This is a genomic window from Streptomyces sp. NPDC002867 (assembly GCF_053591895.1).
In genome coordinates this window covers 200,493-213,469 of record NZ_JBSFUR010000003.1, presented here as the reverse complement: position 1 = coordinate 213,469, position 12,977 = coordinate 200,493, and the positions used below count along the sequence as shown (strand labels likewise).

The following is a 12,977-nucleotide window of genomic DNA, read 5'->3' as shown; positions in this document are numbered from 1 at the left end:
GTCCACGCCGGCGGATCACCGCCTCGCCGCCACCGGCGATTCGTCCACGCCGGCGGATCGCCGCCGTGTCCGCCGCGGCGCGGATCGCTGCGCCCCGGGGCGCAGCCCAGGAGGGCGAAAAGTACATTGATGCTAGAAGGGTCATGATCGGGCCGTCGTCACGGCCCCCGGCCTTCGGCCGCCCGCCGCCTCACCGGAGGTCCGCCCGCAACGGACGCCCAGGTCCCCGGGAGTGGAACGCTATGAACCGGCACAGGCTCGACAGGTTCGACGCCTTGCGGCGCGCCCTGCGCGGCCCGATGTCCCTCCTGAGTTCCCGCAGCGTCGCCGGACAGGTCCTCTTCCTCCAGACCGTGGTCGCGGTGCTGCTCATCGTGGCCGCCGTGATCGCCCTCGTACTGCAGGCGCAGCACAACAGCGAGCAGGATGCGCAGAACCGGTCGATGGCTACCGCCGCCGCCTTCGCCCACGCCCCGGGGACCGCGGCCGCCCTGCGCTCGTCCGATCCCAGCGCCGTGCTCCAGCCGCTCGTGACGGCCGCCGCCCGCGAGTCGGGGGTCGACTTCATCACCGTGATGGCCCCCGACGGCATGCGCTACGCCGACACCTACCCCGACCTCGTCGGCCGGGTCGCCGTGGGGGTGGAGCGGGCCGGAGCCGGGGAGGCGTTCGCGGAGATCTTCGAAGGAGCTCCGAGCGACGCGGCCCGCGCGATCGTTCCGGTGATGACGCCCGACGGAACCGTCATCGGTCTGGTCGGCGCCGGCGTCCAGATCGCGAACGTCGGCAACGCCGTGGACCGGCAGCTCCCGGTGCTCCTGGCCTCCGCCGCCGCAGCCCTCGCCCTGGCCACGGCCAGCGCCGCCCTGGTGAGCCGGCGCCTGCGACGCCAGACGCACGGCATCGGCCCCGAAGAGATGACCCGGATGTACGAGCACCACGACGCGGTCCTGCACGCGGTGCGCGAAGGCGTCCTGATCGTCGGCGGCGACGACCGCCTGATGCTGGCCAACGACGAGGCCCGCCGCCTCCTGGAGCTGCCGCCGGACGCCGACGGGCAGCCGGTCGCCGATCTGGGCCTGGACCTCGACATCACCGGGCTGCTGGTCTCCGACCGTGCCGTCACCGACGAGGTGCACCTGGCGGGGGACCGGCTGCTGGCCGTCAGCACCCGGCCGACCGCGCCCTACGGCGGGAACTCGGGCAACGTGGCGACGCTCCGCGACACCACGGAGCTACGGGCCCTGGCGGGCACGGCGGAGGTGGCCCGGGAGCGCCTGAAGATCCTCTACGAGGCCGGGGTGCGGATCGGGACCACGCTGGACGTGGTGCGGACCGCGGAGGAGCTGTCGCGCGTGGCGGTCCCCCGCTTCGCGGACTTCGTCACGGTCGAACTGCCCGACGCGGTGCTGCACGGCGACGAGCCCTCGGGCGCGCCGTCGGCGATGCGCCGGGCGGCGCTGTGCGGTATCCGGGCCGACCACCCCTTCCAGCCGGTGGGAGACGTGATCCACTTCGTCGCGCACGCCACGCCGATGGCGGCGGCCATGGCCAGCGGTCACGCCGCCCTGGAGGCCGATCTGAAGGTCGCGGACGCCTGGCGGGCACAGGACCGCCACGGCGCGGACGTCGCCCTGGCCTACGGGGTCCACTCGCTCATCACGGCGCCGCTGCAGGGCAGCGGCGTGCTGCTGGGCATGGTGAACTTCTGGCGTTCGGAACGGCCCGAGCCGTTCGAGCAGGAGGACCTGACCTTCGCCGAGGAACTGGCCGCCCGTGCCGCCGTCGCCGTCGACAACGCCCGGCGCTTCACGCGCGAGCACCGGATGGCCGAAACGCTCCAGCGCAGCCTGCTGCCCCACGTGCTGCCCAGCCAGAACGCCCTCGACATCGCGTACCGCTACCTGCCCGCGCAGGCGCGGGTGGGCGGCGACTGGTTCGACGTGATCCCGCTGCCCGGGGCGCGGGTCGCGCTCGTCGTCGGCGACGTGGTCGGCCACGGACTGCACGCCGCGGCGACCATGGGCCGCCTGCGGACCGCGGTGCACAACTTCTCCACGCTGGACCTGCCTCCGGACGAGCTGATGACGCGGCTCGACGAACTGGTCAGCCGTATCGACCAGGACGAGCCGGGCGGCGACGGCGAGGGCACGACCGGAGCGACGTGCCTGTACGCGATCTACGATCCCGTCTCCGGCCTGTGCTGCATGTCGACGGCCGGACACCTGGCGCCCGCCCTGGTGCACCCGGACGGGACGGTGGGGTTCGCGGACGTACCCGTCTCACCCCCGCTGGGCCTGGGCGGCCTGCCGATGGAGGCCACGGAGGTGCGCCTGCCCGAGGACAGCAGGCTCGTCCTGTACACCGACGGGCTCGTCGAACACCGCGGCCGCGACATCGACGCCGGACTGGACGCGCTGCGCGGGGTGCTGTCCGAGCATGCCGACGGCGCCCCCGAGGAGATCTGCGAGGCGGTGATGGACACCATGCTGCCCACGCCGCGCCGCGACGACATCGCCCTGCTGGTGGCGCGTACCCGGCTGCTGGATCCGGGGCGGGTCGCCACGTGGGACGTGCCCCGCGACCCCGCCGCCGTCGCCCCGGTCCGCAACGCCTGCAGCCGCCAGCTGGAGGAGTGGGGGCTGGACGAGGTGGGATTCACCACGGAACTCGTACTGAGCGAGCTGATCACCAACGCGATCCGCTACGGCTCCGAGCCGATCCACGTACGGCTTCTGTACGAGCGTGCTCTCGTGTGCGAGGTCTCCGACGGCAGCAGCACCTCGCCCCATCTGCGCCGCGCGGCCCTCACCGACGAGGGAGGCCGCGGCCTGTTCCTCGTGGCCCAGCTCGCCACGCGGTGGGGAACGAGGTACACACCGACGGGCAAGGTGATCTGGACGGAGCAGTCCCTGACGGACAGTCACATCCCTCTGGAGGCCCTGCTCGGTACGTGACGCTCCCGCCCGAAGCGGGGCGAAGGGTGTGCCTGGTGTGCGCGGTGGTGACGACAGATGTCAGGATGCAGTCATGAGCAACAACGTGTACTTCGACATCACCATCGACGACCAGCCCGCCGGCCGGATCGTCTTCACCCTGTTCGACGACGTGGTCCCCAAGACCGCCAAGAACTTCCGCGAGCTGGCCACGGGCGAGCACGGCTACGGCTACGAGGGCTCGTCCTTCCACCGCGTCATCCCGGACTTCATGCTCCAGGGCGGAGACTTCACCCGCGGCGACGGCACGGGCGGCCGGAGCATCTACGGCGAGAAGTTCGCCGACGAGAACTTCCAGATCAAGCACACCAAGCCGGGCCAGCTCTCCATGGCCAACGCGGGCCCCAACACCAACGGCTCGCAGTTCTTCATCACCACGATCGTCACCGACTGGCTGGACAACAAGCACGTCGTCTTCGGCGAGGTCGTCGAGGGCATGGACGTCGTGAAGCAGATCGAGTCGCTGGGCTCGCGCAGCGGCGCGGTCAAGTCCAAGGTCACGATCGCCAAGTCGGGCGTTCTCGAGGGCTGATCACGGTCGGGGGGCGGAGTGCCGGCGGTCCGGGCAGGACCACCGGCACTTCCCCCGGCCTCGGCCGGCCTCGCGCCTCAGCGGCGGGCGCAGGTCCAGGCGCCCATGCCCTGGATGCGGGCGAGTCTCTTCGCCGTCGCGATCTGTTCCGACCTCGTCGCCAGATCCGCCCGCGGCGCGTACCTCAGGCCGCCCGCCGCCCGCCAGCTCGACTGGGTGAACTGCAGGCCGCCGTAGTGCCCGTTGCCCGTGTTGGCCTGCCAGTCGCCGCTGGACTCGCATTGGGCGATGGCGTTCCAGTCGACCCGTGGGCCCGTCGGGGCCGTGCCGCGCGCGGGGTCCGCATGGGCGCCCGGAGCTGCGCACAGCAGGACAAGTGAGGCGGAGACAGCGGCGCACAGACCCGCTCCGACGCGGATTCCCGCGGCGCGGCCGTTGTGGTGACGATGCATCAGACGCCCTTCTCTCGGCGGACCTGCCACGACGGTGGGCAGGCTGTCCATGACAATAGGTTCATGTGAGAAAGGCGGCATCCGCTGTTGCGCCCATCGGGTGCGGAGGCGATCTCCGCCTTCACCGAGGCCGTGTCGGAGGGCCGCGCGGTGGCGGGCCGTCACATCGCGGAGGCACCCCGCTGAACAGGCCCGTGTCCCCGCCTGTCCCCCGGGGCCGAACCGGACGCACCTGCGAGCGTGTCGCACCTGGTCAGAGGGTGTACGACGGCTGTAGCCGCAATGGGTTCCGCGTGCGACGGTAGGGCGTATGGCGGGGACAGAGCACACACACGACGACCACACGCACCGGCACGACCACCCTCACGGGCACGGGCCGGACGCCCGGTGGTCCCGTCTGCGTCACCGGGTGGCGCACCTGCTCCGCCCGCACTCCCACGAGTCGGCCGCCAAGGTCGACCGGGCACTGGAGACGTCCGCCCAGGGCATGCGGGCGCTGTGGATCTCCCTGGCCGTCCTCGGCGCCACGGCGGCGGCTCAGACCGTCGTGGTGGTGCTGTCGGGCTCGGTGGCGCTGCTGGGAGACACCGTGCACAACGCGGCCGACGCGCTGACCGCGGTGCCGCTGGCCGTCGCGTTCGTCCTCGGCCGGCGGGCGGCCACCCGGCGGTTCACCTACGGCTACGGGCGGGCCGAGGACCTGGCCGGCATGGTGATCGTGCTGACCATCGCCGCATCGGCCGCCTTCGCCGCGTGGTCGGCGGTGGACCGGCTGCTGAACCCGCGGGAGGTGAGCCACCTCCCGGCCGTCGCCGCCGCGGCCGTGATCGGCTTCGCGGGCAACGAGTGGGTCGCGCGCTACCGCATCCGCACCGGCCGCAGGATCGGCTCGGCGGCGCTGGTCGCCGATGGGCTGCACGCCCGCACCGACGGCTTCACGTCGCTTGCGGTTCTGCTCGGCGCGGGCGGTGCGGCGGTGGGCTGGCGCCTGGCCGACCCGATCGTCGGCCTCGCCATCACGGCCGCGATCCTGCTGGTGCTGCGCGACGCCGCCCGGGAGGTCTTCCACCGGGTGATGGACGCGGTCGACCCCGCCCTGGTGGACGCGGCGGAGCAGTCGCTGCGTGGCGTGCGGGGCGTGCGCGCGGTGGGCGAGCTGCGGCTGCGATGGATCGGGCACCGCCTGCGGGCGGAGGTCGCCGTCGTCGTCGACGGCCGGCTGACCGTGTTCGAGGCACACCGGGTGGCCGTGGACGCCGAGCACGCGCTGCTCCACGCGCTGCCCCGGCTGACGGCCGCCCTGGTCCATGCCGACCCGGCGCCCCTGCCCGGGACGGCCGATCCGCACGCCGCGCTCGCGCACCACGCGGCGTGACCCGCGGGCGCCTCAGAGGCCGTCGGCGCCGTCGGGGAACTCCTGCTCCGTCCAGATGATCTTGCCCGAGCTCGTGTATCGCGTGCCCCACCGCTGCACGAGCTGGGCGACGATGAACAGTCCGCGGCCGCCTTCGTCCTCGACCGTGCTGTGGCGCAGGTGCGGTGACGTGTGCCCGGCGTCGGCGACCTCGCACAGCAGGGCCCGGTCCCGGATGAGGCGCAGGTGCAGTGGTCCCCCGGCGTACCGGACGGCGTTCGTGACCAGTTCGCTGACGACGAGCTCGGTCGCGAACGCCAGCTCGTCCAGGCCCCATTCGCCCAGCTGTCCGGTCACGAGCTCGCGCGCGCGGCCGACCACGACCGGTTCCGCCGGGAGCTCCCAGACACAGACCTGGGCGGCGCCCAGTTGACGCGTACGGACGAGGAGCAGTGCGGTGTCGTCCGTCGCGGCCCCACCGGGGCGCAGTTCGGCCACCGCCCGGTCGCACAGTTCCTCCAGCGGCCTGCCGTGGCCGTCGGAGAGCAGGCGGCTCAGTGTGTCGAGTCCGTCGTCGATGTCACGCTCGCGCGCCTCGACGAGGCCGTTGGTGAACAGGGCGATCAGGCTGCCCTCGGGCAGCTCCGCCTCCACCGCCTCGAACGGCATGCCGCCCAGTCCCAGCGGCGGCCCGGCCGGCAGCTCGGGGAAGGCGCACGAGCCGTCGGGCTTCACGATCGCGGGCGGCAGGTGGCCGGCTCTGGCCATCGCGCAGCGGCGGGAGACCGGGTCGTAGACGGCGTAGAGGCAGGTCGCGCCGATGGCCACGTCGGGGTGCAGGCCGCCGGCTCCGGGCGGCCCGCCGTCCGCGGTGGACTCCAGGAGACCGGGATGTCGTTCCGGCGACCGGCCGACCAAGTCGTCCAGGCGGGTCAGCAGTTCGTCGGGGGCCATGTCCAGCCTGGCGAGCGCCTCCACGGTCGTGCGCAGCCGTCCCATGGTGGCCGCCGCCTGCAGCCCGTGACCGACGACATCCCCGACGACGAGGCCGACCCGTGCGCCGGAGAGCGGGATGACGTCCGCCCAGTCGCCGCCGACCCCGGTCACGTCGTCCGTGGGGAGGTAGCGGTGGGCTACGTCCACGGCGGGCTGCTGCGGCAGATGCTGGGGCAGCAACTGGCGCTGAAGGGTGCGGGAGGCGACGCGTTCGCGGGTGAAGCGGCGGGCATTGTCGATGGACACGGCGGCGCGAGCGGTCAACTCGTCCGCGAGCGCGACCTCGCCGTTGTCGAAGACGGCGGGGCGGCCGATGCGCACGAAGGTGACGAGGCCCATCGTGCCGCCCCGGGTCCGCAACGGCACGACCAGAGTGTTCTCGTCGAGCACCCGGCCGCCCGACGCCAGGCTCCGCAGCTGGGGCGAACCCCGCGGGTACCGCACACGGCGGACCGGCTCGCCCTCGTGCCCGGGCAGCGGTTCGCCCTCGTCCGGGTACGGCACGGGCAGCACGGTCTCCGCTGCGGTCCGCGGGTCGCACCGGGCGGCGACACGGACGTACACCGAGTCCGCCGCCCCCTCGGTGCCGGGCTCGCCGCCCTCCAGCACGGCGCGCTCCAGGTCGACCGTGACCGCGCTCGCGAAGTCCGGGACGGCGACGTCCGCGATCTCCTGCGCCGTGACGGACATGTCCAGCGTGGTGCCGATACGGCGGCCCGCCTCGACGAGCAGGGCGAGGCGGTTCTGGGCCTCGTAACGGTCCGTGATGTCGAACGCGTCCTCGCAGACGCCCAGCACGCGCCCGTCGGCGTCCAGCAGCCGGTAGTACGAACACGACCAGACGTGGTCCTTCTCCGGATCGCTCGGGAGCTTTCCGCGGAAGTGCAGGTCGATCACGGGCTCGCCGGTGTCGATCACCTGGTGCATGACCTCGTTGAGCGTCCGGCCGTCGAGGGGCAGCAGGGCGCCGTCGGGGTACAACTCGTCGGCCGTCCGGCCGCGGTACTCGGCCAGCGGGCGGCCCACCTCGTGGTCGTGCGCGGTGTTGGCCCACGTCAGTCTCAGATCGGTGTCGTAGACGGCCAGTCCGATCGCCGACTGGGTGGTCAGCCCGTGCAGCATGGCCCGCCGGGTCTCGGACAGATGCAGGCTCTCCAACTCGGCGATCAGCAGGATGCGTGCCGCCGGGCCGCCGCCGGTGAGCGGGCACACAACGACGACCACCTGCACGGCGTGGCCGTCGTGGTGCCGTGCCATGCGGGTGTCGCTGCCGCTGGACGGGAGATCGTGCGCCGTGCCCCGCCCGGAGTCGGCCGGATGGGAGCCGAGGATCACGTCGACGGGTTGGCCGATGACCTCTTCGCCCGGGTGGCCGAGCAGTGACTCGGCCGCGGGGCTCCACCCGATGACCGTGTTCCGGGCATCGAGAACCACCGTGGCCGCCTTGGCGAGGTCGAGAGGGCCACGCGGATCAGCGCTCTCCGGCACGCTCCATGCGGTCCATGTGTTCGCCGCGTTCCACGGACTCATGGCGGCTGAACCGGCACCGTTCATCTCCTCCAGAATCCACCCCGGCCCATACGCGCACAAGCCGCGCCGGCACGCCGCCGCGGCCCCGTCCGCCGGGCGGTCATCGGGCGAGTTCGGCGGCGGGGCCCATGACGATCACGGGCTGCTTCGCGGGGTCCAGGGCGCGCAGCAGCTCCCGCATGGCGTTCCGGGGAAGCGAGATGCATGCCTGGGTGGGGCCGTGGTGGTCGACGTGGATCCACACGCCGCCGCCCCTGTCGGAGCCGAGCGGCCGTGCCTTGTCCAGCGGAGTCGTTCCCCGGACGCGGTTGTAGTCGATGGCGACCACGTAGTCGAAGGAGCCGTCGAGGGATTCGCCAAGGAAGCCGGTGCCCGTGGCGACGAACTCGTCGTCCTGGTCGTACGGAAGCCGGGCCCCGGGATCCGGCAGCAGTCCGCCGGCATCGCCGAGCCCGAAGACTCCGATCGGTGTGCGCAGATCGCCCTCGCGGTGGTCGAGCGTCCAGCCGCGCAGGGCGTTGTGTGCGGGCCACGGCCCGGCGGCGCGCCTCCACTGCCGTGTCACGTCCTGTTCGTAGAGCACCGCGGTGGCGTCGCTGGTGTCCAGCGTCTCGCCGACGACCACCAGGGCCTGGCGCGTGCCGGCCGGGACATCGGCTCGGGTGGCCGGTCCTACCCCGGGAAGGTGAGCAGGGGACGGCGGCCGGAACCGGGCGCCAGGGCGGGCGTCCTGCCCCGCGGCGTCGTGCCGGCCGAACGGCCCGTCGACGGTTGCGGACGCCGATCGGGTTCCCGCAGAGGAGGGCGCCGAGGGGGGTGCGGACGGTGTCTGCGTGCACGCGGCGAGCAGCGGGGCAGCACACAGGGCTCCGACCAGCCACCTTGCGGCGCCGTTGCTGAGACTGAGGGGCATGGGGACAGCATCCTCCGGCGCTCGGGAAAACAACGCCGCATGGGTACCCCGTCCGCTGCCGCCTCTGTCACCCAGCCCGCGTACTCACTCCACCGGGGCACGGCCGCATGGCCTCACGTCCGCTGCGGGCGGGTAGGGCGGTATCTCCCGGGCGGTACGCGCGGGACACGCGGGCCCGGCCGCTGTGAAGGCCGGGCTCCGCGCCTCTGTCAGCTTCCGGGCTCGCGCGGTGGCGCCGCGGAACCGGCCTTCGCCGCCGCCTCGGCCTTGGCGAGCTCCGACTTCCGGTACGAGTAGGCGAAGTAGACGACCAGTCCGATGAGGAACCAGACCGCGAACCGCGCCCACGTCTGCCACTGGAGGAAGGTGATCAGCCAGATCGAGAAGACCACGCCGAGGGCGGGCACCACGGGCATGCCCGGGCACCGGAACGTGCGCGGCAGCTCGGGACGCCGGTAGCGCAGCACGATCACGGCGATGCACACCACGACGAAGGCCAGCAGGATGCCGATGTTGGTCAGTTCGGCCGCCTCGCCGATCGGCAGGAATCCGGCGATGGCCGCCGAGGCGAAGCCGACGATCCACGTCACCCGGGTCGGCACGTGCCGGGTCTCGTGCGTCTGCGCGAACCACTTCGGCAGCAGTCCGTCGCGGCTCATCGAGAACCAGACCCGTGTCACGCCCAGCATGAACGTGAACATCACGGTGAGGATGCCGATGATGGCGCCGACCGCGATCACGTCGGCGAGCCCCGCGAGCCCCACCGACTTGAAGGCCGTGGAGAAGCCGCTCTCCTTGTCGATGTCACGGTAGTTCTGCATGCCCGTCAGAACGAGGCAGGCCAGCACGTAGAGCACCATGGAGATGGCCAGCGAGTACACGATCGCCTTCGGCATGTGGCGCTGGGCGTCCTTGGACTCCTCGGCGGCCGTCGACATCGCGTCGTAGCCGAAGACGGCGAAGAACACCGTCGCCGCTCCCGTGAACGCCCCGCCCACCCCGTAGGGGAAGAACGGATCGTAGTTGGCGGTGTCGACGTGCAGCACGCCGACGGCGATGACGAGCAGGACGACGAGCACCTTCAGGACCACGACGCCCGTCTCGAAGCGGGCCGCGTTCTTGATGCCGAGGGTGAGGAGGTAGGCGATGAGCAGGCAGAGCAGCACGGCGAACAGGTCGACCCTGTGTCCGTCCCCGGTGCCCGGCGCGCCCAGCATCCAGGCCGGCAGCTCGGCGCCCGTCTCCTCGACGAGGAAGTTGAAGTACCCGGAGATGCCGATCGCCACGACGGCCACGATGGCGGTGTACTCCAGCAGGAGGTCCCAGCCGATGAACCAGCCCGCCAGTTCGCCGAGGACCGCGTAGCCGTAGGTGTAGGCCGACCCAGCCTTCGGGATCATTCCCGCGAACTCGGCGTACGAGAAGGCGGCCGCCGCGCTGGCGACGCCCGCGATCAGGAACGAGACCAGCACGGCCGGGCCCGCGGTGCCGTTGGCGACGGCGCCCGCAAGGCTGAAGATGCCCGCGCCGATGATGCCGCCGACACCGATCGCGGTGAGCTGCCACAGCCCGAGGGTGCGGGTCAGCCGTTGGTGGATGTCGGCTTCCTCGATCTGCTCGATGGGTTTGCGGCGCAGAACTCCGTGCCCCATCCGGAACCCGGCCATGAGCGTCACCTCTTCGCTGAAGGGATCTCTGACGCCCGATCATGATGGCCGAGGCACCGCATCGGCGGAAGGGGCCGCGCTGGTGTCGCGCGCGGATCCCGTGTTGGCCGGCGCAAAGAAGCGCGGCTGGTACGGCGAGGTGCACACCGGCGTCGTCCGCGCCCACCGCCCCGGCACCGGGGCCGTGTTCGACCGGCTCCGACGGTCAGGGGCGCGCAACCGGCCGCCGACGACGCCGAGTTGCCCCCGCGCCCCCACCCCCGTCCGTCGGGCGCACGGCCCACCGTGCCCCGGCGGCATGACCCCCCGGGCCGTGCCGCGTACCCTCCCCCACCGCCTCCTCCGCGCACCGGCCCGCCACGGCCGGTCCGGACCGCACCCTGAGGACCCTCGCCCGTGGTGTCACTTTCGGTACCGGGCCCGCCGGCCGCAGTGGCGCCGGCCACCGCCGCCACCGCCGTCGCCGGTCTGTCCCCGGCGACGGTCGAGGTCAGCGGGCTGCTCCAGGCCGCCCGGCTTCGACGACCTCGCACAGCTCGGCAGCACGGCGGTCGTCGGCACGGTGCTCGCGTTCGCCCCCATCGCCTCGGCCGAGAGCCTGTTCAGCACCGCGGCGGTGGACCGCATCCGCAACGGGCCGCGCACCGCCTACGACAAGGAGCTGGTGGCCCAGGGCGTGGGCAACACGCTGTGCGGAGCGCTCGGCGCGCTGCCGATGACGGCCGTGATCGTGCGCAGCGCGGCCGACGTCCAGGCCGGCGCCCGAACCGACGGGTGCCCTGCTGCCCTGACGGGCCCCTGCCCCGCCGCCCGGCCTGCCCGGGCGGCGGGTACGTCACGGGAAGGTGAGCGTCTGCGCGAACAGGGTGACGACCACGAGGACGACGGGGAAGCAGACCAGGAACATCGCGAAGGTGTAGCCCATGATGTCCCGGGCCTTCAGGCCCAGGATCGCCAGGGTCGGGAGCATCCAGAAGGGCTGGAGCAGGTTGGCGCTCGCCTCGCCCAGGTCGTACACCACCACCATCCAGCCCTGGTGCACCTCGAGCTGGTTGGCCGCGTCCATCACGTACGGAGCCTCGATCACCCACTTGCTGCCGCCGCTCGGCACGAAGATGCCGAGGACGCAGGAGTAGACCGCGATGAGGGCCGGATAGAAGAAGGCGTTGGAGATGTCCGTCAGCCAGCCGGCGATGGTGGAGGACAGGCCGGTGAAGGCGATCATGCCGAAGATGCCGCCGTACAGCGGAAACTGGATCAGCACACCGGACGCGGCGGACACTCCCTCGCGTACGGCCGCCACGAGCCGCGCCGGCCTCCAGTGCAGGATCAGGGCGAGCAGGATGAGGATCAGGTTGACCGTGTTCAGGTCCAGGGCGTTCAGGGGATGGCCCGTCGCCGAGGCGAAGTAGCGGTACAGGTACCACACGCCGAGCAGGAAGATCAGGACGGCGAACGCAGGGCTGTGCTCCAGCCAGTCGCCGGGCCGGCGCGGCTCGCCGGCGCCGGTGTCCTCGCGCTTCTCCTCCAGCAGTGGCCGCAGGCGGATGCCCAGGTCCTCGGCCGTCCTGGCGGCCTCGGGCGAAGGGGCGAGGAACCAGGCGAGGACCACCGCGACGAGGAACACGACGGCGGTGGCGGCCATGCCCTGCCACAGGAAGATGGTCTCGGTGAGCGGGATCAGGCCCGAGCCGCGGCCTTCCTCGATGACCTTCTGCACCGCCTCGGGGCTCGCCCCGGCGCTGGCGACCTGGAGGGCGGCCGAGCCGGAGAGGCCCTGCGCCCAGACGGTACCGAGTCCGAGGAACGCCATCGCGCCGATCGCCCGGTAGTCGACACCGCGCACCAGCCGGGAGATCTCCTTGGCGAGGATCGCGGTGAAGATCAGGCTGAACGCCCAGTTGAGGTACGACGACGCCATCGACACGGCGGCGGTGAACGCGACGGCGGCACGCGGGCTCCGGGGCACTCTGGCGAGGCGGGAGATCAGCCGGGCGACGGGCCGGGACACCGCGACCGCGTAGCCCCCGATGATGATCATCGCCATCTGGAGCGTGAACTGGATGAGCGACCAGAAGCCCTTGCCCCAGGCGTCCACGAGCCCGTATCCGGTGGTCGCCGTGGGATCGTCGGGCGCCCCCGTGACCGGCGCACCGGTCAGCAGGCCGAGTGCGAGGACCACGAAGGTGCCGACGAGGACGAAGCCGAAGGCGTCCGGCAGCCAGCGCTCCGTGGCGGCGGTGAATCGCAGGGCGATACGGGCGAGGACGTTCTCGCGCGTGTCGTCCGTGGTCCGCCCTGTCCTCGTCACAGCCATCCGACATCTCCTCACACCGCACAGCCCAGGCGCCTCACGCGCACCGCGGACCAGGAAGGTAGAGCAGGACGGCGACGATCACTATGGGCCCGGAGCCCATAGACCGCGCGGTGGTCATGGTGGACGGCCCCTTGAGTGCCCGGCGGGTGGCCGGGAACGGCGCTTGCGCGGGAGGTCCGGGGACATGGCCCGACGGCATCGGTAAATATCAAGGAATGGG

The 12,977-nt window shown here is 72.3% G+C and carries 8 protein-coding genes and 1 pseudogene; 4 read left to right on the top strand and 5 right to left on the bottom strand.

Features of this window, described 5'->3' with window-relative positions; all coding sequences use genetic code 11:
• The first annotated feature begins 242 nt into the window (after positions 1-242).
• Positions 243-2,957: a SpoIIE family protein phosphatase gene (locus ACWD0A_RS04060; RefSeq protein WP_451294395.1), complete on the top strand. Its 2,715-nt coding sequence runs from the start codon at positions 243-245 to the stop codon at positions 2,955-2,957.
• 73 nt (positions 2,958-3,030) lie between these two features.
• Complete coding sequence (locus ACWD0A_RS04055) at positions 3,031-3,528, top strand: peptidylprolyl isomerase (protein ID WP_451294393.1); 498 nt, start codon at positions 3,031-3,033, stop codon at positions 3,526-3,528.
• A gap of 77 nt (positions 3,529-3,605) precedes the next feature.
• Here ACWD0A_RS04055 and ACWD0A_RS04050 read toward each other — a convergent pair whose 3' ends face one another.
• Positions 3,606-4,031, bottom strand: a complete 426-nt coding sequence (locus tag ACWD0A_RS04050; RefSeq protein ID WP_451294391.1) for a transglycosylase family protein — start codon at positions 4,029-4,031, stop codon at positions 3,606-3,608.
• A gap of 259 nt (positions 4,032-4,290) precedes the next feature.
• Between ACWD0A_RS04050 and ACWD0A_RS04045 the strand changes: the two genes are divergently transcribed.
• A complete protein-coding gene (locus tag ACWD0A_RS04045) occupies positions 4,291-5,355 on the top strand; it encodes a cation diffusion facilitator family transporter (protein ID WP_451294388.1) in 1,065 nt (354 codons plus the stop codon).
• Between the two features lie 12 nt (positions 5,356-5,367).
• Here the strand turns inward: ACWD0A_RS04045 and ACWD0A_RS04040 are convergent, their stop codons facing one another.
• From ACWD0A_RS04040 to ACWD0A_RS04030, 3 genes are all read right to left on the bottom strand, one after another.
• The gene (locus tag ACWD0A_RS04040; RefSeq protein ID WP_451294386.1) at positions 5,368-7,884 is read right to left on the bottom strand and encodes a SpoIIE family protein phosphatase; all 2,517 of its coding nucleotides are present in this window, start codon (positions 7,882-7,884) and stop codon (positions 5,368-5,370) included.
• A 76-nt stretch (positions 7,885-7,960) separates the two neighbouring features.
• A complete protein-coding gene (locus ACWD0A_RS04035; RefSeq protein ID WP_451294384.1) occupies positions 7,961-8,773 on the bottom strand; it encodes a hypothetical protein in 813 nt (270 codons plus the stop codon).
• 209 nt (positions 8,774-8,982) lie between these two features.
• Entirely contained in the window at positions 8,983-10,440 is a 1,458-nt protein-coding gene (locus ACWD0A_RS04030; protein ID WP_451294382.1) for an amino acid permease, read from the bottom strand.
• Between the two features lie 411 nt (positions 10,441-10,851).
• On the opposite strand from ACWD0A_RS04030, the pseudogene ACWD0A_RS04025 reads away from it, so the two are divergent.
• A pseudogene (locus ACWD0A_RS04025) lies at positions 10,852-11,209 on the top strand (SulP family inorganic anion transporter); the annotation flags it as partial.
• Positions 11,210-11,275: 66 nt separating this feature from the next.
• Here the strand turns inward: ACWD0A_RS04025 and ACWD0A_RS04020 are convergent.
• Positions 11,276-12,757, bottom strand: a complete 1,482-nt coding sequence (locus tag ACWD0A_RS04020; RefSeq protein WP_451294380.1) for a short-chain fatty acid transporter — start codon at positions 12,755-12,757, stop codon at positions 11,276-11,278.
• Positions 12,758-12,977: the final 220 nt, after the last annotated feature.

Coding starts and splice junctions, on each gene's coding strand:
- ACWD0A_RS04060 (WP_451294395.1), top strand. CDS start 243: ATGAACCGGCACAGGCTCGACAGGTTCGACGCCTTGCGGCGCGCCCTG.
- ACWD0A_RS04020 (WP_451294380.1), bottom strand. CDS start 12,757: ATGGCTGTGACGAGGACAGGGCGGACCACGGACGACACGCGCGAGAAC.
- ACWD0A_RS04050 (WP_451294391.1), bottom strand. CDS start 4,031: ATGGACAGCCTGCCCACCGTCGTGGCAGGTCCGCCGAGAGAAGGGCGT.
- ACWD0A_RS04040 (WP_451294386.1), bottom strand. CDS start 7,884: ATGAACGGTGCCGGTTCAGCCGCCATGAGTCCGTGGAACGCGGCGAAC.
- ACWD0A_RS04030 (WP_451294382.1), bottom strand. CDS start 10,440: ATGGCCGGGTTCCGGATGGGGCACGGAGTTCTGCGCCGCAAACCCATC.
- ACWD0A_RS04035 (WP_451294384.1), bottom strand. CDS start 8,773: ATGCCCCTCAGTCTCAGCAACGGCGCCGCAAGGTGGCTGGTCGGAGCC.
- ACWD0A_RS04055 (WP_451294393.1), top strand. CDS start 3,031: ATGAGCAACAACGTGTACTTCGACATCACCATCGACGACCAGCCCGCC.
- ACWD0A_RS04045 (WP_451294388.1), top strand. CDS start 4,291: ATGGCGGGGACAGAGCACACACACGACGACCACACGCACCGGCACGAC.